This is a genomic window from Mesorhizobium sp. M0522 (assembly GCF_040321085.1).
Lineage (GTDB): Bacteria > Pseudomonadota > Alphaproteobacteria > Rhizobiales > Rhizobiaceae > Mesorhizobium.
In genome coordinates, this window is the sequence record NZ_JAMYQW010000047.1 from 1 (window position 1) to 20,681 (window position 20,681).

Here is a 20,681-nt window from a genome sequence, read left to right on the forward strand (position 1 = left end):
GGCTCAGGGCCCGATCACGCCGCGGAAGCTTCTCCTATTTCACCTCAATGCCGCGACGCTTCTCGGCGCTCCAGTAATCCTGAAGCGCAACCCAGAGAATTTCGACGCATCCGGGCTGGTGGTGACGCGCCACGAGGCAGTCTGGACCGATGGGGCGATGATCCCCTATACGCAGGTCGGTCCGGCGAACGGGAACGGGGATGCCCCGGTTCACCTCACCGCCTCCGGCGGGTACGGCAAATCGGTCCTGCCCCACTACAACTCCTCCCCCGGCAAGCTGTGGCTCGAACGCGGCGGCACGTGCGTGGTGGCGAACATTCGGGGCCGCGGCGAGTTCGGCAGCCGTTGGCACGAGGCCGGGCGCAGGGAGGGCAAGCGTCTCGCCCATGACGATTTCGCCGCCGTTGCCGCCGACCGCGTGCGAAGGGGCATTACGCTGCCGAGGCGGATTGCCGCCGAGGGCGGCTCGAATGGCGGCCTTCTGATCGCCAATATGCTTACCCGCTATCCTGAGCGTTTCGGCGCGCTGTTCTGCAAAATGCCGCTTGTCCACATGCGCCGCTACACCAAGCTTTTGGCGGGCGCGAGCTGGATTGACGGATATGGCGATCCCGACAGGCCGGGGGAATGGATTTTCCTAAAGGAAATCTCCGCCTATCACGCCGCAACGCCGGGACAACCCTACCCGCCAATCCTGCGCGCCACCACGAAGCGGGACGACCGCGTCCACCCGGGCCACGCGCGTAAGATGGCCGCAAAGCTGCAGGCTCTAGGCTATCCCGCTTACTTTTACCAGCCCGGCGCGGGCGGCCACAGCTACGGCAAGGACAATCGGGAGCGGGCCGGATTCATTGCCCTGGGCAACAATTTCCTCGCAGTGCGATCGGTTGGCAAGCCGATGGCGTTCGATAGGTGGGCGGGACCAGACAAGAGCAACGTTTCTATCGGTGAGTACAGGTCAATAATTGCGAGCACGGCGCAAATAATGTGTGCACGGTCCAACGCAAATGCGCATGAGCGCTCCGCCAATCTCAAGCAGTTCGAGCAAAATTTTTCGTAATTCAGTCCACATTTCTGAAAAGCAAGGAGAGAATATCATGGCGAGAAACCAAATGCGCGCGGCGCGGGGAGTAACAGCGGCCGTGGTCCTCATCGTGATGGGACAGCAGGCCGTCGCGGCGGACCTTGCGCAAGCCGCGAGCGTCCCGCAGGCAGGAACCCCGGTCACGCAAGAGCCAAGTCCTTGGCAACTCCGCCTGCGTGGGTTGGGGGTCATCACCGAGGATTCGGGCTATGTCAATGCAGTGTCAGGCTCGGGTCTTTCCTATTCCGACACCGTGATCCCGGAACTCGATATCTCTTACTTCTTCACGGATAACATCGCCGCCGAGCTCATACTCGGCACCACCTACGCCAACATCGACGGCCAAGGAGCCACCGGCGGGCTGGGCAAGATCGGCAAGGTTTGGCTGCTGCCGCCCACGCTCACATTGCAGTATCATTTAACCAATTTCGGCGCTTTCAAGCCCTATGTCGGCGCCGGCGTAAACTACACGATATTCTATAACCAGGATGTCGGCAGCGCCAATGCTCTCAAGGTTAAGAACACGTTCGGCACCGCGCTGCAGGTCGGGTTCGACTACATGGTGGATCAGCACTGGGGCGTCAACTTCGACGTGAAGAAGCTTTTCCTCAAGCCAGACTTCGACGTCACGGTCGACGGCGCGAAGCTGACGGGGAAGGCGGAGCTCGATCCCTGGTTGATAGGCGCAGGTGTCGCCTACCGCTTCTGATCACGCAAGGCGAAGGCGGCTGCTGGTAGCCGATCTGAAATGAAGGGCGCCTCGTGCGCCCTTTCTACAGTGGTCCCTGCACAGGCGACACTTTGAAGAAGCCGTTGTCGAGGCGGGGCCGCCCTCCTCTAGCGGACAAGAAGGGTACCTCTTGGTCAATGCGGTCTCGACTAACGCCTGAAATGGACGTGCTTAGCAGGCTGTTGAAAAAGGCCCTCGCCACCGGACCGCAGCAATGATTCACTGGCTCCGAAGGGATTCGGAGGTGACGAGTGCGCGGCGGCGACGATCGAACTGGCGAACTTTTCAGCTACGTGGACCTTGAGGTCCGGGTTCGGCGCAATCATCCATTGCGGGCGATCAGGACGATCGTGACTGAAGCCCTGTCGAGGCTGGAGCGTGAGTTCGCGGCGCTATATTCGCCGATCGGACGGCCATCTATCCCGCCGGAGAAGCTGCTGCGGGCGATGCTTTTGCAGGCGTTCTATTCGATCCGCTCGGAGCGGCTTTTGATGGAACGGTTGGAATACGACCTCCTGTTCCGCTGGTTCGTCGGCATCGGCGTCGACGACGCAGCCTGGGACCATTCGGTGTTCTCCAAAAACCGTGACCGGCTGCTGGAGGGCGATATCGCGGCGAAGTTCCTGGCGGCCGTGCTGGCGCAACCCAAAGTCAAGAAGCTCCTGTCCACGGATCACTTCTCGGTCGACGGCACGCTGATCGAGGCCTGGGCTTCGATGAAGAGCGTCAAGCCAAAGGGCGGCCCAAGCGGCGGTCATGGCGAACCGCCGGCAGACGGCGGCGGACGCAATGCGGAAGCGGACTTCCACGGCGAGAGGCGATCGAACGAGACGCACACCTCGACTACCGACCCCGACGCCAGGCTCTACCGCAAAGGGCGGGGCAAGGAGGCCAGGTTGTGCTTCATGGGACATGGGTTGATGGAGAACCGCCACGGCCTGCTGGTGGAAGCCTGTCTGACGCTGGCCGACGGACATGCCGAGCGGATGGCGGCCCTGCACATGATCGAACCTCGTGCCGACCGGCCGCGGGCGATCACGCTCGGTGCCGACAAGGCCTATGACGCAGAGGACTTCGTCAACGAGTTGCGCTCGATGAAGGTGACACCCCACGTAGCGCAGAACACGAACGGCCGTCGTTCGGCGATCGATCGCCGCATCAGAAAGCGCATCGAAGAGGCGTTCGGCTGGATCAAAACCGTCGCTGGGCAGGAGAAGACCAAATTGCGCGGCCGCGACCGCGTTGGGTGGGCCTTCACCTTCGCGGCCGCCGCCTACAATCTGGTGCGGCTGCCCAAGCTCTTGGCGGCGTCGAAATGACCGTGCCCGCAGGCTGCCAACTGATCGGCCGCTGGCGGATCATCGAAGCCGATCTGTGGGATCGCGGTTACCTGAACCTCGGTGGACCCGCAACCATCGCCATCGGACCCGACAACAACGGCGAGATCGCCTTTGGCGCCCTGCTAGCCGGTCTCGAACTGAGCTACAGCCCCTCGATAGTTCACTTACATGGGCCGGGTGTGACGAGATGGATGAAGTCACAGGCGATGGCTATGCCGAATTGCTCGACGATGGCTCGATCGAGATCACATTCGCCTACCACAACGGCGACGAGGCCATCCTCAAGGCAATACGTCAGACTTCTTCAACAGATGGGGTGATTGGGGTCTCGCCCGAGCCAAATTGAGGGCGGCTGCTCCTGTCGAGATGTGAGAACGTGGTCGATGTAGATCGCCACAAACATCAGGAGGAGCAGCCATGAAGTATTTTGCCGGACTTGACGTGTCTTTGGAAGAGACCGCGATCTGTGTCGTCGACGAGAGCGGCCGGATCGTGAAGGAAGGGCGGGCGGCGAGTGAGCCGAGGGCGCTTTATGAAGCCTTGCGGAAAATCGATCTGCCGCTGGAGCGCATCGGGCTCGAAGCCTGTTCGCTGACAGCCTGGCTTTATGACGGTATTCGCGCCGAAGGATTGCCGGCGATCTGCATCGAGACCCGGCAGGCCAACGCGGCGATGAAAACGATGCCGAACAAAACCGATCGCAACGACGCCCGCGCCTTGGCGCAGATCATGCGCACCGGCTGGTATCGGCAGGTGCATGTGAAGAGCCAGCAGTGTCGGCTCTGGCGATCCCTCCTCGTTGCGCGACGCACGGTCCTCAATGAAATGCGGACGATCGAAAATGTCGTCAGGGCGATTCTGCGGGAGGCCGGCATCAAGCTCGGCACTCCAGGCCGCGCAACTTTCGCTCATCGCGTGCGCGAACTGATTGGCGCAGATACGGTCATCATGGCGCTTGTCGAGCCGCTTCTGGCGATCGTGGCAACGATGTTGCGCGAGTTCGGGCGACTGACAAAGCAGGTCTTCCATATCGCCCCCAATCAGAGAAGTCTGCCGGCGCCTCATGTCCGTGCCCGGTGTGGGACCCATCACCGCGCTCGCCTTTCGTGCCACGGTCGATCAGCCGGACCGCTTTCGCCGATCGAGGGATGTCGGAGCGCATTTGGGTCTGACCCCGGCACGCTATCAATCTGGCGAGACGGACATTCAGGGCAAGGTAAGCCGATGCGGTGACGAGCTCGCCCGCACGGCCCTCTATGAGGCGGCTCATTCACTGCTTGTGCTCAGCAAGAAATGGTCGAGCCTCAGAGCGTGGGGTATGAACGTCGCCAAGCGGCGCGGTATGGCCCGAGCCCGAGTTGCTGTTGCTCGCAAGCTCGCTGTCATCCTGCATCGCATGTGGAGCGATGCGACAGAATTCCGCTTCGGCAAGGCACCCGGCCCCGTACCGGCATGAAATACGGGATAACGGACCAACGAAGGAGGAGTTGATTCCGCCCGAAAGGGCGTGAGCCGGATCGTTCCCGTGGGGACGACGGGCAAGGCGATCTCGTTAGCAGGCACGATCCTGGGACGAACTCTCCCAAGGTCGTTCAACAGATTGAGAGGCCTCGCTCTACTGACCCCATCATGCGGCGGCTTAACGTCGACCGCGAAGAGAAGCGAGTGACCCGCGGGGCGACATGGTCCGGAAAAATATCAGGAGGAGCTTGACCTCAACGACCCCAATCAGAGAAGCCTGCTAGATCTATTCAGAATGAGGGTTGCGTAAATCGGCCGGCTCGATTCCGAGCGCCGGCACCTGCTGGCGGCAAAGCTCAGGCGTTCCAACATTGACGCCAGCAAGGCAGTGGTCGAGGAGGTCGAGCGAATCGTGCGGCAGATCCGCGGGAAGTGGCGCAGAGTGCGCATTGTCCTGGGCGCCGATTCCGGTTTTGCCAGGGAAGAGCTGATGGCCTGGTGCGAGGCCAACGGCCTCGACTATGTCTTTGGCCTTGCCGCAACGAGCGGCTGGAGAAGAAGATCGCTCCAGCCTTGCAGGAAGCTCGCCTGGCATCCAGGAAAGCGACCAGGCCGCGCGCGTGTTCCGCGACTTCATGTGGTCGACGAAAGACAGCTGGTCACGCCGACGGCGGATCCTCGCCAAGGCCGAGTGGACGACGCAGGGCGCCAATCCGCGCTTTCGTCGTGACCTCGCTCAAGCCAAAGCGTTGGGCGGCACGGGAGCTTTACGAGGATCTCTACTGTGCCCGCGGCGACATGGAGAACCGGATCAAGGAGTGTCAGCTCGACCTCTACGCCGACCGCACCAGCGCTCACACCATGCGCGCCAATCAGCTGCGGCTCTGGTTCGCCTCGTTTGCCTACGTCCTGATCTACGCCTTACGCCGCCTTGGCCTCGCCCACACCAGGCTCGCCAACGCCACCTGCGGCACGATCAGGCTGAAGCTGCTCAAGATCGGTGCGCAGGTTCGTGAAGATGAGCAGCGCCGACCCGCGCCAGTCAAGATCCGGCTCGAGCCTAGGCGCGGTGAGAGAAGGGGGCTGGCTGTCGATGCGGCCGGCTCGTCAATCCACAGCTCCGGCCCCGAGAATGGCGGAAGCAAATGGCAGCTGACAGCATTGTCCGTAGCATCGGTGTCTAACGGCGCACGGATCCGCATCAAGGATCTTCTGGATCGTCAACAGGCACAGCGAACGTTGCTTTGACCCTGTCGACGACCACCATGGTCTTCAGGCTCTTTATGTGCGCGTTCTGATAGAAGAACTTTCGCGTGAATTGTTCGTAATCCTCCATGCTGCGTGCGGTAATATACAGCACAAAATCGGCCTCGCCGGTTATGTAGAACCCTGTCGCGATCTCGGGTGAGGATCTGATATCGCGCTTGAACTTGTCGATGATGTCGGCGCGTTCTCGCTCCAGGGTCACCATCACGATCATCTGGATGGGTCGGCCGATGGCCTTCGCCGAAATTATCGAGACGTCAGCTTCGATGATCCCCTCCGCCCTCAGCCTCTTAAGGCGACGCTGGCACGCAGTGGCGGAAAGCCCCACCTTTTCCGCAATGACATCGGACGTCAGGCGGTTATTCCGTTGAACCGGTTCCAGTATGCGGGCATCGATCCGGTCGTATTTCATCTACGGTGATCTCGGCTGTGGCGGTCTTCTCCAACGTCGAAGTGCTGGATTAAAAAGCCGAAGGCAGATTTTCAGCGCTCATAGAGGCTATCTCGCCGTCAATGCAACGCGCTGCGAAACCAGCAGTGCTGACCTTCCGCAATCGGCGCCGCTTGGAGTAACACTGCGCGGGACGACCGAATGGCGCAGAAATACTGCTTTCCTGGCCCGCAGATCAGCGGAAATCAGAGCATGTCTGACAGTAGATTACTGGCCATTACCAACCCGCCTCCCGCGCCTCCGCGACAAGGCTACAACAGGGTTTCCAATAACCAGCAAACTACCGTCCCATGCCGAAAACGTGATCATCGGAGGTGGCATTATTGGCCTCTCGATAGCTTACCATCTCACGCGTTTGGGGCACCGTGATGTTCTGCTTCTGGAAGCGACCAGCTGACATGCGGCACAACTTGGCATGCTGCAGGCCTCGTGACGCAACTCCGCGCCAATGAAACCATGGCCAAACGTGCTCAATACTCGGCCGAGCTGTTCAGGGATCTCGAGAAACTGGTTCATTGCCTTGCCGACCTTCTCAATCGCTGGCGCATTGGCGAGTTTCCGATGGAGGTGATCGCGGTGGCTCCAATCACGGATTGGAACATCTTGCCTCCACTGATCTCAAGGATCTCCCCTTCTTCCACCTTCCGTCAGTCGGGACAACAAGGCGCAGCACTTGTTGAGTTATCGAGCGCACCGACCCCGATCTCATTGTTCTAGCGCGCTACAAGCAAATCCTGTCAGATGGTTTTGCGTCCAGGTTGGCTGGACTGTGCTAACAAGGCGGCTTCGTCGACGGGCTTTATTGGACAAATGCCGACGAGGATGTTCGGCTGTTCAAACGTTATGATATCCATCTATTTGCCCTCCTTGGTTGGGAAATTCACGCCAGCCGCCCCTGTCGCAGTCGCAGATAACCGCTGAATTCGGCAAAGACCTGGTCCATCACGCCACGCATATAGAGCTGACGACGCACTCCCAGTTCATCAGCCAGTCGACTGACGTTTTCCCTTTGCGTCCGCAAAAGGATGGCGAGCTTCTCTTCTTCGTAAATTTTATCTCTCTTCCGACCATTCCCGGTTGCCTGTGGTTGAGAAACGTCCCTTATTTGTCTCAATGCAAGGCACTCCCCTGCTGTCCGGAACGACTGTTTGTGAAAAGTGCAGGATAGCGCTCGACGAGAAGTCCGTGATGCCCCTCTTTGGGCTCCGAAACAGCCGGCTCCCGGCTAATACTATTCTGCAGTCATATCCCGTCCCGATCCCGCCAGATTGGCGGCCTGACCGCGGCGCGACCATTTGCGTCCACACACTTCGCCTGGACGGCTGCATCTGGGTCGGGCCCGACGATCAGCAAATCCCCGTTTACCGACCTCAGCTGCGCATTTCGCAAAAACGGGACAGTCGTTCCGATAAATCACGGACAGCAGTTTCACTAAGTCCCGGACAGCAGGATGGGGTCGGCCCCCGGCTGCCCAGCGGCTGCACTCGGCGCTCAACTATTTAACCCCGGAGGAATACGAACAGAAACATTCACGCAGACGACACATGGAAATGGCCGCATAAGCTTAACATGGCGAACTGTCCGCTATTTTCTCTGTCTCAGTCCAGGGGTGCATTCCATGGGTGTCCGCGAATTTGTGAAACACGAACCTCAGCCTCAAAAGCTCGACCGCCTTGATCCGCGCCCGCAAAGCCAATCGGAGCCACGGCCAAAGGTCACCACTGGGCGATCATGTCTTCAAGACTTCTCGCGCTGTGATCTTAACGATCCAGATGCCAGAATAGTCCTTGTGACGATTTGAGTGCCGGGCCCTTCTGCGACGGCTGGAACTCGCCAGTGGGGTCCCGTCGTCGTAACCTGCAGCGACCGTGAGGATCGCGTCGGAGGGTATGATGCCGTAGTTATTGCGACGGGTGGTTACGTCTGCATATTCGCTCATACAGGTCGCCGAACGTCGCCGCCTCAATTATCTCCTCCAGTTGCGGCGACCTCCAGCTGTCATTTTTATCCAAATGAGCTTGGAGTTCTGCTGCGATAAGGCTGTCTCCACCAACATCAAAGAAGTTATCATCCAAGCTTATTTCTTTGGCGCCGATAATAGTCTTGACTTCGTCAAGAAAAAGCCTCTTCTTATCATCGTCCGTCAACATTTTGTCCTTTCCTGTTTCAATTTCATCTTCCGGTTTAGATCTTTTTCCTTCTTCTATCTGCTCTTCTGGCGTCGTGAACACTTTCCCCTCCCTGCCGTTCTCGCTCCGCGGGCTGCCGCGGAACCGTCGGGCCCGCAGGCTGATCGTCCGGCCAGCATCGGTGACCGTCGAATGAGTACGTTGGAAGGGGAATGCGACGGCGAGTACCTAACGGTTCCAATTGATCACTGGCCCGTTTCCAATCCACCGTAACACCTGCGGCCCAGAGTGCCCCAAGGCATTCCAGAAGGACATGGCGGTCAGTGGACTCTTCATCGTTCTCGTCGCGCGCGGCTGGGACAATCGATGGAATTCGGGTCTTGCGATCCTCCGGGTTGATCGCCCCATGTGCGAAACGCGCCAGATTGCGCGAAGGGCCAAGGTCAATGAGCGCAGTTACACCAGCCGCGACCGTGGTCTGGATGGAGCGATCGAATCGGATAGTCCTAGTTGCTTGCCCACTCCAGTGGCTCCCCGGCAAGGGTACTTTCACGCCATGCAGGGATCCTGAATTCAGAGTGATGGCGACATCGGGCAACCGCTTCTCAAGGATGCGGACCTGCGCGTCAATGATATCAGCCGCTGGTTTCATCAGCGGAGAATGGCTAGGGACCCCAGCTGCATCAAGGAGGTGGTTGGGTATCTGTGCTTGTTCGAGCCTCCCCTGAAGCCTTTCCAGAAGTTCCCGCGTGCCGGTGAACACGACGTCGGCTTTTGAGTTCACGACGCCGACGCAGATCTCGCCAGCTTCAACTCGATCACGCCAAGCGTCCTCCAGGAGGATACGCTCGGCTTGGTTGAGGCCGCATCCGGCCGCAAGCATAGCACCGTCGATACCAAGGTTCGCCATCGCGCGGCTACGAACGACCGTCAGCCCTACAGCATCTTCAAGTTTCAGAATGCCCGCTAGGGTGGCCACCACGTATTCGCTCATGCTATGTTCGACAAGATAATCGGGACGCACTCCAAACAAGTCTAGCAAACGCGCCATGGCGTATTGCACGGAGAAAATCATGACACTGATTTCTTCGAAGGAAGCGGTCGCGTATGCGTCGTCTTCCCCAAACATGACCGTCTCCAGGTCACGATCCAGAACCGGCCGACTAGCGACGGCACAAGCCTGGAAAGCCTTGCGAAAGTCAGGCACGTGATCAAACAGGTCCTTGAACATTCCCTGGTGCTGCACTCCGCTGCCCGGCAGCATGAACCCAATTGACGGCGGGGAAAGGGTCCGATCAGCCGCACGATCCACCTCTTTTTCTAACCTCGCGATGGCCATGTCCAAGTTGCGCGCCACAACGACGGTTCGATGCTCGAACTGGCATCTCGCCACGCGCAGCGTGTGGGCGACGTCACCAAGGTCGACATCGCGGTTGCGGCGCAGGAACGTGGCTAAATTCCGGCAGGCCCGGCTTAGCGCCGACGGGGTCTTTGCAGACAGGCAAAGGGCGTTAGATCCCCGCGCAACCGATCGGGGCCAAGCCCTAGCGTTATTGCTGTCCCATTCCTGCAGCACGACATGGCAGTTGGTTCCGCCTATACCGAGGCCGGTGACTCCGGCAGTTCGCGGACGTCCCTGCGGCCGGGGCCAGGGTCTGAGCTGCTCATTGACGAAGAAGGGCGTGTCATCCAGACCGAGATCTTCGTTCAGCCGGTTGATGTTGATGGTCGGGGGTATTACACCGTGCTGAAGCGTGAGAACTGTCTTGATAAAGCTCGCGACCCCCGCGGCGGCATTGGAATGGCCGATATTCGGTTTGATTGACCCGAGCGCACAGGCGTTGCCCGTTTTCTCTTGCCCCGCGAAAGCCTCTGCCAGAGCGCGGACCTCGATCGGGTCGCCGACCTTGGTGCCAGTCCCATGAGTTTCGATGTATTCCACGTCTTCAGCGCCGAGTGCCGCGGAGGCAAGTGCTTGGCGCACAACTGCGGTCTGGCCTTGCGCGCTAGGCGCTGAGTAGGAGGATTTGGTGCGGCCATCGTTGTTAATGGCACATCCTTTTATAACTGCGTGGATTGGGTCGGCCGCCGCCAGGGCATCTTCGAGGCGCTTGAGAACGACAACCCCTACCCCGTCTCCGAACACCGTGCCATTGGCATCGGCATCAAAAGCTCGGCACACGCCGTCCGAAGAATTGATGAAGTTTTTGACATACTGATACCCCGCTTGAGGGAAGGTGATACTCGAGCCGCCTGCCAGCGCCATGTCGCAATAGCCGGCCGAGAGTGATTGAGCGGCGACCCCGATTGCCACCAGCCCAGTTGAACATGCGGTTTGCACCGCAATGCTTGGGCCGTTGAGGTTCAGCATGTAGGACACGCGCGAGGCAAGGTAGTCCTTCTCGTTGCCGAGCTCCGTCAGGAAAGCGAGCGGCGCGTTCGTGGGATCGATGAGGCCGCCCCCCTTCAAATGGTGTAGTAGATAGAGGGGGAGCGATGAACCTGCGAACACCCCGGTCCGGCCCTCATGCTGAGTTGGTGCATATCCGGCCGACTCGACTGCCTTCCAGCAGCATTCGAGAAACACGCGATGCTGCGGGTCCATTAGCGTTGCCTCACGCATTGAGAGATTCCAGAAATCCGGATCGAAAAGGTCCACATCGTTGAGATGGGCGCCCACGCCCACATAATCGGGGCGATTCAGGACAGCCTCCGGAATGCCCCGGGCCTTGAGTTCCTGCGTGGAGAGCGAGGTGATCGAGCACACCCCGTGGCAGAGGTTCTCCCATAGCGTGTCCACCGTCTCCGCGCCAGGAAAACGCGCGGCCATACCAATCACCGCAATGTCCATACCGGGGCTGCGTCGACGGTCCAACGCCTTCAAATGCGGCCTACCCGGCAAGACTGGCGGCGTTTTGGGGAGCTTGCCGCTTTGGGGACGTCTCTGCTCGCCGGTCCGTTTGCGGAGAAGAGCCGCGAGTTCGTTAAAGGTCGGATTGAGGAAGACCTCCACTACGCGGAGCTCCACCTTCAGACTCTCACGAAGCTGCGTGCAGAGACGGGCAGCCAGAAGGGAGTGTCCGCCGCAGTCGAAAAAGTTGTCGCCCGGATCGGCAACTTCGGCCTGGAGAAGGTCGCGCCAAGCTGCGCGAAGTGCCGATTCGACCTCGTCGGTACCGGTCACCGGAGCGCCCGCCTCTTGCGCGAGCCCGCGAAGGCGGGACCGATCAAGTTTCCCGTTGGCCGCAATGGGCAATTCCGTCAGAGCAACGAACTCTGACGGGATTGCGTAGTGCGGCACCTCAGACTTCAAATACGCCCGCAAAGAAGCCTCCCACCCCTTGCACGGATTCCCCAAGACTACATAGGCGATCAGTCGATCAGGCTGGCCTGTCGTCGGATTGAGCTCCGGCAATACGGCGGCGGAGCAGACGCCGGCGTACTGAAGCAAAGCAGCTTCTACAGCCGCTGGAACGACGCTATATCCTCGGATCTTGACCATGAAAGCGAAGCGCCCGAAAATCTCCAGTTGGCCGCCGGGCAGCATGCGGCCGAGATCGCCAGTGCGGAACATCTTGCCATCAGCGCGGAATGGGTCGGTAAAGAACCTTTCCCGTGTCATCTCCGGGCTGTCTAGATATCCATGAGCCAAGACATCGCCGCCGACGAAGGCCTCGCCCAAAAAGCCCAGTGGTACGGGGTCGCGTTGCTCCCCGAGGATATAGACACTGGCATTGTGCTGAGGCGGACCGACCGGGACGATCTTCTGTGTTGTCGCAGGATCGATCTCGCTCAAGTCAATATGCGAGATATCATGTGCCTCCGCTGCGCCATAGTAATTGATGATTCTGACGTGCGGCAGCGCATCCCTCACACGCGCAAACAGCGCTGCTGTTAACACCTCGCCTGATAGGAAGATCAGTCGGAGATCCGGAAGGCAGGAAGGGACGTCGAGCAAGCCGCTGCCGAGAAGCACATCAAACAGTGAAGGGGTTAGCAATATTCTCGAAATTCGATTTCGTTCCAGGTAGTCGACCAGCTGGTGCGGATCGTAGATAACGTCATCAGGGATCAGATAGGCTGGAATCCCGGCGAGGATCGGCCGCATTATCTCCCAGACCAAGAAAAGATTAACCGCCTCGCGCTCATCCGGCGCATATGGCAGCGCGCAATAGCGCCACTGGTGAGAGGAAACAGCGCTTCGGTGAGGGCAGACAACCCCTTTTGGTTCACCAGTCGTGCCAGACGAAAATGCAATCTGGGCCGGCGCATCGAGATCCACCTCTTGGGGATTGGCCGGGCTGGCCTTGCCGAATTGCGCTTGCCAACCCTCCTCGAGCGACAGCACAAGGCCCGACCAGTCAGTCGGAAGACTAGCCGCGAAACGGTTCCTAGTGACAACGACTTCCACACATGCTTTCTCAAGTATTCGTTTTACCGCAACAACTGGCAATGCTTTATCAAGCACGACGTAGGCCGCCCCTGTCTTAAGAATACCGAACAGCGCAACGGCATATTCAGGTGAAGTATCCATCAGGATACCGACGCGCGAACCTCGGCTCTGACCATGTCCGAGGAGATGTCTGGATAGAATCTCGCTCAGGTCATCGAGTTCACGATATGTGATGGTCGCAGCCTCTGAAACGATGACAGGACTGTCTGGGGTGAGAGCCGCTTGTTTGCGGAATTGCTCATGCAGTGTTAGATTATTATAAGGGAAGACGTCGCCGTGTTGGATGGAAGCCGGAAGTTGTCCCTTCACTTCGCTAACCTCGCGCAGGAGGCTAGAGACCACTTTCTCCGTCATAGAATGGGTATAAAAGTGATCACCATCAAACATAATCCGGGCGAAGCGCGACGTCGTAAGCCGCCGCCATTCGTCTAGGTCATTGGCATTGACAGTTTCGTCATGAACTCCCCCCATTGCGGTGATTGCCGCGCCTAGAGGCGTTGGTAAGTTGCGGTCGTAGGTCTCCACAAGTTCGAAGTCGGCCCGCAGCGGCGGCAAAATGAAGTCTTGTAGGAGTACCTCATTTGCCAGCGCTTCCTTGGGGACCATGCCAAGGATACGAATTACATCGGTTAGTTTGTCATCCGTATATCTATACATGGGCGGCTCATCCGCCGGCACGTCCGCCGACTTGTGAGCGGACACGACAACATGGAAGGGAGACGGCCGACCGGCCTTTTCCAAGGAGCGGGCTATCTCGTAAGCAACGAGGGCACCTACGCTATGACCGAAGAAAACAAAAGGCCGATCATTGTACTCGCGGAGAGCCTGAGTGACCATGGGTACTAGTGTGTCTATGCTGCGGATCGAAGCCTCCGCTGACCGTTTGCTGCGCCCGGGAAGATCCAGGCAAATAAGCTCAACGTCTTCCGGGAGATAGGCAGACCAGGTATGGAATGATTTGATGCTACCGCCCCCATGGGGAAAGACAATTATGCGATACGATGGATCAAGTGACGTCTTTATGATGGTCAGAAATGCTGCGCCTTTCTCGGGACCTTGTTCCATTTCTCAATTACTCCACTTCGATTCAGCTTGAAATACACGCCTTACGCATGACGCGCCCGAATTCGTATGGCCCGCTTTTCAACAAGTAAGCCCAATTTTTCGATGCCGTGTATAGCAATTACTGGCGATCTCGTGAAGAAAATATTTGCTAAAGTGTTTTGCATTTAATTTAACAATTCTTATTCATATATTAAATCCCTTTTAGCGGATGATATGATGCCGCGCCGTAGTGTTGATTGTCATGAAGCGCCTATAATATTAGTTTACAATATCCATCCTGGCACCAGCCGCACGTGGACCGTGTCGGCAATAGCGCCTGTGCTGCCTTGCCCGCTCAATTCGGCGCTCTTTAATGATATCTTCTGTATTGCCTCAGTTTCATGGCTCATGCTGTGCTGCTAACTACGCTCGTAAGGACGACCTTATGAGCGCAGACACGCTACCGTGCCATGCTCACGCAAGGCGGTCTTCGCCGAAGGCGTACCTTGCTATGCCACCGGCTTGCGCATCTCGGAAGCGGTGCAGCTGAAGCCCACGAACATCGACAGCCAGAGAAGGGTCATCCGCATCGAGTAGGGCAAAGGCCAGAAGGACCGCTATGTGATGCTGTTGCCCAAGCTGCTGGAGATCCTGCGCAACTACTGGAAAGTGCGTCGGCCAAAGGCGTGGTTCGTCCGCGGCGATCGCGCCGGACAGCCGATCACCACGAGTGCAGTGGGACGAGCCTGCGCGAAAGCGCGCGACCCCTCCGGATTGTCAAAACCGGTCACAATATGCGGGCCGTTTTGCGGTTTCTTTCTGCCGCCGGCCGTTGCCAGGCCGACCTCGACACGGCGGGGCCGTCGTTTGCCTCCTGCCGGCTGGCGGAACGCCCGCGGTATCTCTCGCGAGAGGAACTCGACCGCGTGATCGCCGCTTGCGACGGTCACTGGCGCCGACGCCGGCGTGACAGGGCGATCGCTCTGCTTCTCGCTCGGATGTTGTCGGGCCTGTTCGATGCCGGCCTCGTCACCATACAAGATAGGAACTAATCGCATCCCGCGGCTCGTGAATACCCGACGGGGGGGGGCCGACGCCCCGAAAAACAAACCCGCGACCGCAACCCGCAAACCCCCGCCGCCCGGAAATCTGCCCCGGTTACAAACGACGTCACGAACTTACTGAAATCCGTGTCCGGGACTTTGTGAAACCCGCAGTTGCACAATCCGGAGAGCCCGCGGCGCCAGTACGCCCTGACGACCCGTCTATCGGGGGTCTTGTTCCAGACGATTATCTGCGCCCCGCCGGTAGCCGATCGCCACCGTCGTGTGCAGCTCGCAGCGCGCCGCTTCAGGCGGATCCGCGCGGCACTGTCTCTGGTGTTCGGAAAGTTTCGTGAGATCGGCAGCGTGCGCCAGCTCGTCCTACTGCGCCAGGAGGGGATCGACCTGCCGACTGCTATGCGTGGTCCTCAAGGGCGGGCGGTGCGGTGGGGCCCGCCACGCTACCATGCCGTCTATCGGCTGTTGACCACGCACCCACCGCGACTCCAGTCGCCGATAATCAAACGGTGCAACAATTCCTACAAGTACTCTTATATAAACTTTGCGACGGCCAATCGCTGACGATGGTATGTCCACGCAAAGTCTGAGGTTGTGAGCGACCCAAGAGCCGGAACGTCAACCCTGTTCCGATAATCCGGGTCGCGTCTCTTAGCGGCAAATCACATCAATGTACCCGACGAGGAAGTGATATGGCTATTCAAAATTCCACCCATCCTATCGGTCCTAGCATTTCCACTAGAGGACTTCTCGAAGCGGCCGCCGATGAAGTTTGGAGCCCATACATGTGTCACCAGACATTCGATGGCGCAGATGCGGCTCAGCTTAGCGCCGAACATGGGCAGCAGCCAAGGGTACATTCTACCGACGCACTTTGTTGCGGCACATTCGGTGAGTTGCTGCAAGGCCAGTTGCCGGCGGACTCCCTTCCCGGTGATCCTCACTTCTTGGTAACGATGCCCATCGCGCTCTTCGCGCGTGCTCACTTCATGCCGATCTCAGGCACACGGTCCGTAACCGTTTATCCGTCACATAAAGTCAAAGCTAAACGGCTGGCTGAGAATCTCGTGATTGCGCTCGGCGCCTCAGGAGGAATCCTCCTTTTGCAATCTGAGCTCCCCGAAGGCAAAGGGCTGGCGAGTTCATCTGCGGATCTTGTTGCGACGGCACGGTCAATCGCCTGCTGCTTCAAGCGTAGCGTCCGAACATCATTGATCGAGAAGCTAATGGCGGAGATCGAGCCTTCCGACGGGGTGATGTACCCAGGAGTGGTCGCATATCAGCAGCGTGCATGTAGCCTTCTCTCCTTCCTTGGGCAAATGCCGCCGCTTGCAATCGTTGGCAGCGATGAAGGAGGGACTGTCGAAACCGTCGACTATGATCAACGGCGAGGTGAAATCTCCGCCAGTTACAGAGCAGAATATCACCAATTACTCGAGTGCGCACGGATCGCGATTCCGCAGGGTGACACGGCCGCGATAGGCAGAATAGCTACGACCAGCGCGCTCCTGCATCAGGAGCGGGCTCCAAAAGAGCATCTGAACTCGATGCTGAAAGCATCCGAGGCCACTGACGCTCTCGGGGTCATAGTCGCGCACAGCGGCACAATGATTGGGATCCTGCTTGATCGAATGGCGGCTGACTTTCCACGGAAGCTTCGGTCCGCGCTCGCCCATATATCGCGGTTCGACAACTCGCCAAAAATATATCTGACCATGACTGGCTGCAGGTGAGGTAAGCCATATGGACGCTGTTCGCAAACGCCTGCCATTCTCCTGCTATTCTGAGGCCTATGCTCTCCCCACCATTATTAGGCGTGAGACAAACCTTTATCTTGCGCAGTTCGCGTTCATGAAGCTTCTCCCTGCGAAGTATATCATCGAGGAAGCGCTGGCTCGAGGGACTTTGACGCACGGCATGAAAGTTCTCGAGACCTCGAGCGGAACCTTCGCGCTGGGTTTGGCCGTAGTTTGCCGGGAACGTGGATTTCAGCTCGAAATCTTCACAGACCCAGTGATGGACAAAGGCCTGGAAAACAGGTTGAGCTCATTGGGAGCCGAGGTCTTCATTATAAATGAAAAGGCGAAGCAGGGCGGCTATCAAAGAAGCCGCCTCGACGCACTACACGCTAGGATGAGACAGTTGGGCCACTCCTGTTTCTGGCCCCGGCAATACGAAACACCGGACAACCCCGCAGCCTATAGGCTCTTCGCCGATCAAATATCGGCGATGTTGGGCGCCGATGTAACTTTGGTCGGTTCTGTGGGGTCAGGCGGCTCTACTTGCGGAACGATAGAGGGTCTCCGCCAAAAAGCCCCTGGCGCGCGCCTGATTGGAGTGGACACCTTTAATAGCGTCATTTTTGGCCAACAGGATGGCGAACGGAAACTGCGGGGTTTGGGGAATAGTCTTGTCCCGAAGAACGTGAAGCATGAACTGTATGACGAGGTGCATCTCATCTCGGCTCCGGTAGCATTTGCTGCGACGCGAACCCTCCACGAGCGGCACGCCGTTTTCGCCGGTCCGACCTCCGGAGCGAGCTACATTGTTGGGCGTTGGCGCGCTCGAGAGTATCCAGAAGAGACCGTAGTCGTCATATGTCCTGATGAAGGGCACCGCTACGTAGAAGCTGCTTACGACCACGAATGGCTCAAGCAGAACGGATGTCTAGATGAAGATGTACTCTTGGACGCGCCGGTAACGGAAAATCATCCCTCGACAGCTCTCCCACCATGGAACCGATATCATTGGAGTCGGAGAAGCCGGGAAGCTGTCCTAACGTGCTGGAGAGTGCTTCATGATGAACCGAGGTAGCTTCCTCTTCGTAGAAAGCAACACGACGGGCACGGGCGAATTATTGATGAAGCGGGCCCGAGTCTTGGGCTATGAGCCCTATCTCGTTGCACGCAATCCTACGCGCTATCCATTTCTTAAGGACTCTATCGCTCAAGTGATCGAAGCTGAAACTCGTAGTCGGGATGAACTCATCGGGGTCGCCGGAAAATTAAGAAGGCTGGCAGGAATATACTCGTCATCGGATTATTTTGTGGAAGCAGCGTCAAGTGTCGCGACGGCGATAGGGCTACCAGGCGCGAATCCGGAGGCTATAGCCACATGCCGGAACAAATGGAAGCAAGCGGCCAAGTTGCAGCGACGATCAATCACCATCCCTGAAACTCGGCTGGCCACGTCCGTCAGAGACGTCGAGAATATTCTTGCCCAAGCTACTCTGCCGGTGATCGTCAAGCCAGTGTCCGGCAGTGGTAGTAGCGGCGTGCGGTTGTGCGATAGTGCCGCAGCCGTCGTCGATGCGTTTGAGAGTGCAAAGGACGTATTGTTGGATCAAGTGGGTTTGGCCAGTCCAGACATTCTGATTCAGCAATATATAGAGGGTAAGGAATACTCTGCAGAGATAATAGCTTACGATGGGACGCTGCATTGCCTTGGAATTCTTGCCAAGCACAAGGCGCCGACTCCCTACTTCGTCGAGGTAGGGCACGACTTCCCGGCCCCGCTATCGGAGCCATCCCTACGGGAATTGGCCTCCTTTGCCTCGGGCGCGGTATCGGCTCTGGGCCTGGAATTCGGACCGGCTCATGTGGAGTTCGTGATAACCGAGTCAGGCCCCGTCATCATCGAGGTCAACCCCAGGCTGGCTGGAGGAATGATTCCAGTCATGCTCTCGCACGCCTTTGGTACGTCAATCCTTGACATGGTGATTAGACTTTACGCAGGAGATGCGTTCACGCCTCCACGCGCGAGCGCAAGGGCGGGAGCCATCCGTTTCCAACTCGTTCATAAATCCGGCAAGCTCAAACGCCTCGGCTTTTCTCGAAATCCAGACCCGACAGTGCCAGAGGCCGGGCTACTGAAATCTGAGGGAATGGAAGTTAAAATTAATGGCGACTTCAGAGACCGAGTAGCCTACTCCGTAGGCGTTGCTGATGAACTGAATGTCGCCGTCGCGGCAGCGCAACGGATGATCGACTCCATTGTAATCGAAATCGAGGCAGCTACTGACGAAACGGCCAACACGGAGGTTGCCGGGTCAAGCGAGGGCGGGTGGAACCTACATCCCGAAGCGATGAGGTTGCTCGCCCCGCCTATAGAAATCTCGCGCGATGGCCACCTTCTGCAGCACCAGGCGGCCATAGACGAAGCACATCTGGTGATGCTTGCGGACAAGGGCTTGGTCAGCCAAGCAGCCGCTGCCGATCTCCTCAAGCACATCTTGGACCTCCAGGACGGGGGCTTTCAGTCTTTGGAGGGCCGCGAGGCTCCGCGTGGCCTCTATCTTGCTTATGAGGCCGAACTTGCCACCAGAGCTGGCCCGGAAAAGGCCGGCTGGCTGCACCTTGCGAGATCCCGTAACGACTTGAACGCGACCATTTCTCTTCTGGTCCTTCGGGAAGCTGCGTCTTCCATTTCTCAACAGATAGGAATTGCACAAGATGCCCTGCTTCAACGAGTGGAAGAGGCATCGAGACTTGTGGCTCCGTTATACAGTCAATACCAGATCGCACTCCCTGGGTCGCCAGGGCACTATCTGCTTGGCGTCTTCTTCGCTCTGGGGCGCGAGCGCCAGCGCCTCCATAGCCTGCTGGAAGACATCAGGAACTGCCCTATGGGAGCTTGTGCCGGCGGAGGCACCACTATGCCGATAGATCCCTTGAAAACCGCAAGTCTTCTAGGATTTGCACTGCCGTCGTACAACTCACTTGATGCGGTCGCGAGTCGAGACCATCACCTGCACGGGCTTTCAATCTTTGCTAGCATCTCAACCTTGCTCAGTCGTGTGGCCCAGGATCTGCAGGTCTGGACAACACGCGAGTTCGCTCTCATCGATGTTCCTCACTACCTTGCCGGCGGCTCTTCCATGCTGCCCCAAAAGAAGAACCCGTTTCTACTTGAACACATCAAGGGGTCGGCAAGCACCGTAATTGGCGCATACGTTTCTGCGGCAACGGCTACCTGCAAAGCGCCTTTCAGCAACTCGATTGAATCAAGCAACTACGGCTGCTCTCCTCTCAGGCTCTCAGAGGAGGCCCTGAAGAGGGCCATCATCCTCACATCGCTTATCGTGAAATACATGTCGTTCAACGTGAGGTCGATGCGCGAACATCTGGAAGATGGGTCATCAATGACGGCCATCGCTGCCGAACGGATGGCGTCGCGAGGCATCCCTTTCAGGGAGGCCCACACACAAATTGGCGAGATCGCCCAGTGCCTGTCTCAGGATAGCTGCGCCACACAGCGCCGAAGCAAGCTAGCCGGCCAACTCGCTGGCGTGTTCCCGGGGAGTCTTGAAGAGTGCAGGGATGCTCTGCAGTTCGGAGGAGGACCCGGAAAACGATCAACCGATGACCAGCTTTCCGTCGCAAAAACGCTTTTTGGGCACATGGAGCTGAAATGCGCCGAGATATCGGAACGCTGTGCGCACGCCGACGTGCACCGCAAAGGGAGGGTGAAAGAACTCATCGATAAACACCGATCCACTTGAAGGAGTGGAGTGTGTGGACAAAGTCGGGCGGGTGTCTGGGGACCGGACAGGGGTTGCGGTCCGGAGCGCGAACCGACCTGATCGTATCGGGATTGAACGAAGAGGGGGTCGCGTATCCGTTGTCGGTTCGTAGACAGGTTTGTGAGGTTCAGGGTCCCCTCC

At 58.3% G+C, this 20,681-nt stretch carries 10 protein-coding genes and 5 pseudogenes; 11 read left to right on the forward strand and 4 right to left on the reverse strand.

The window, feature by feature from the left end; genetic code table 11:
* The 6 genes and pseudogenes from NKI58_RS31120 to NKI58_RS31145 all read left to right on the forward strand — a co-directional run.
* Nucleotides 1-912 (forward strand): annotated as a pseudogene (locus NKI58_RS31120) (prolyl oligopeptidase family serine peptidase); the annotation flags it as partial.
* Nucleotides 913-1,097: 185 nt separating this feature from the next.
* Complete coding sequence (locus NKI58_RS31125) at nt 1,098-1,793, forward strand: OmpW/AlkL family protein (protein WP_352854200.1); 696 nt, start codon at nt 1,098-1,100, stop codon at nt 1,791-1,793.
* 272 nt (nt 1,794-2,065) lie between these two features.
* Complete coding sequence (locus NKI58_RS31130; protein WP_352854201.1) at nt 2,066-3,133, forward strand: IS5 family transposase; 1,068 nt, start codon at nt 2,066-2,068, stop codon at nt 3,131-3,133.
* 208 nt (nt 3,134-3,341) lie between these two features.
* Nucleotides 3,342-3,500: a hypothetical protein gene (locus tag NKI58_RS31135; RefSeq protein ID WP_352854202.1), complete on the forward strand. Its 159-nt coding sequence runs from the start codon at nt 3,342-3,344 to the stop codon at nt 3,498-3,500.
* 71 nt (nt 3,501-3,571) lie between these two features.
* Nucleotides 3,572-4,610, forward strand: a pseudogene (locus tag NKI58_RS31140) (IS110 family RNA-guided transposase).
* Nucleotides 4,611-4,949: 339 nt separating this feature from the next.
* Nucleotides 4,950-5,644: pseudogene (locus NKI58_RS31145) on the forward strand (IS1380 family transposase); the annotation flags it as partial.
* Nucleotides 5,645-5,816: 172 nt separating this feature from the next.
* Here NKI58_RS31145 and NKI58_RS31150 read toward each other — a convergent pair.
* Nucleotides 5,817-6,293 (reverse strand): Lrp/AsnC family transcriptional regulator, encoded by a 477-nt coding sequence (locus NKI58_RS31150; protein WP_352854203.1) that lies wholly within the window; start codon nt 6,291-6,293, stop codon nt 5,817-5,819.
* Nucleotides 6,294-6,600: 307 nt separating this feature from the next.
* On the opposite strand from NKI58_RS31150, the pseudogene NKI58_RS31155 reads away from it, so the two are divergent.
* A pseudogene (locus tag NKI58_RS31155) lies at nt 6,601-6,836 on the forward strand (FAD-dependent oxidoreductase); the annotation flags it as partial.
* A gap of 376 nt (nt 6,837-7,212) precedes the next feature.
* Here NKI58_RS31155 and NKI58_RS31160 read toward each other — a convergent pair.
* The 3 genes from NKI58_RS31160 to NKI58_RS31170 all read right to left on the reverse strand — a co-directional run bounded on the left by NKI58_RS31160 (nt 7,213) and on the right by NKI58_RS31170 (nt 13,979).
* Complete coding sequence (locus NKI58_RS31160) at nt 7,213-7,446, reverse strand: hypothetical protein (protein WP_352854205.1); 234 nt, start codon at nt 7,444-7,446, stop codon at nt 7,213-7,215.
* 787 nt (nt 7,447-8,233) lie between these two features.
* Nucleotides 8,234-8,563, reverse strand: a complete 330-nt coding sequence (locus NKI58_RS31165; RefSeq protein ID WP_352854207.1) for an acyl carrier protein — start codon at nt 8,561-8,563, stop codon at nt 8,234-8,236.
* Complete coding sequence (locus NKI58_RS31170; protein ID WP_352854208.1) at nt 8,517-13,979, reverse strand: alpha/beta fold hydrolase; 5,463 nt, start codon at nt 13,977-13,979, stop codon at nt 8,517-8,519. Before NKI58_RS31170 ends, NKI58_RS31165 begins: the two co-directional genes overlap by 47 nt.
* Before the next feature lie 486 nt (nt 13,980-14,465).
* On the opposite strand from NKI58_RS31170, the pseudogene NKI58_RS31175 reads away from it, so the two are divergent.
* From NKI58_RS31175 to NKI58_RS31190, 4 genes and pseudogenes are all read left to right on the forward strand, one after another.
* Nucleotides 14,466-14,750: pseudogene (locus NKI58_RS31175) on the forward strand (tyrosine-type recombinase/integrase); the annotation flags it as partial.
* Between the two features lie 961 nt (nt 14,751-15,711).
* Entirely contained in the window at nt 15,712-16,752 is a 1,041-nt protein-coding gene (locus NKI58_RS31180) for a GHMP family kinase ATP-binding protein (protein ID WP_352854211.1), read from the forward strand.
* A gap of 10 nt (nt 16,753-16,762) precedes the next feature.
* The gene (locus tag NKI58_RS31185; RefSeq protein WP_352854213.1) at nt 16,763-17,833 is read left to right on the forward strand and encodes a cysteine synthase family protein; all 1,071 of its coding nucleotides are present in this window, start codon (nt 16,763-16,765) and stop codon (nt 17,831-17,833) included.
* Nucleotides 17,817-20,519 (forward strand): lyase family protein, encoded by a 2,703-nt coding sequence (locus NKI58_RS31190; protein WP_352854215.1) that lies wholly within the window; start codon nt 17,817-17,819, stop codon nt 20,517-20,519. Before NKI58_RS31185 ends, NKI58_RS31190 begins: the two co-directional genes overlap by 17 nt.
* Nucleotides 20,520-20,681: the final 162 nt, after the last annotated feature.

Excerpts from the sequence above, each read along its gene's own strand:
- NKI58_RS31170 (WP_352854208.1), bottom strand. The coding sequence starts at position 13,979 with ATGGAACAAGGTCCCGAGAAAGGCGCAGCATTTCTGACCATCATAAAG.
- NKI58_RS31135 (WP_352854202.1), top strand. The coding sequence starts at position 3,342 with ATGGATGAAGTCACAGGCGATGGCTATGCCGAATTGCTCGACGATGGC.
- NKI58_RS31190 (WP_352854215.1), top strand. The coding sequence starts at position 17,817 with ATGATGAACCGAGGTAGCTTCCTCTTCGTAGAAAGCAACACGACGGGC.
- NKI58_RS31185 (WP_352854213.1), top strand. The coding sequence starts at position 16,763 with ATGGACGCTGTTCGCAAACGCCTGCCATTCTCCTGCTATTCTGAGGCC.
- NKI58_RS31125 (WP_352854200.1), top strand. The coding sequence starts at position 1,098 with ATGGCGAGAAACCAAATGCGCGCGGCGCGGGGAGTAACAGCGGCCGTG.
- NKI58_RS31150 (WP_352854203.1), bottom strand. The coding sequence starts at position 6,293 with ATGAAATACGACCGGATCGATGCCCGCATACTGGAACCGGTTCAACGG.
- NKI58_RS31180 (WP_352854211.1), top strand. The coding sequence starts at position 15,712 with ATGGCTATTCAAAATTCCACCCATCCTATCGGTCCTAGCATTTCCACT.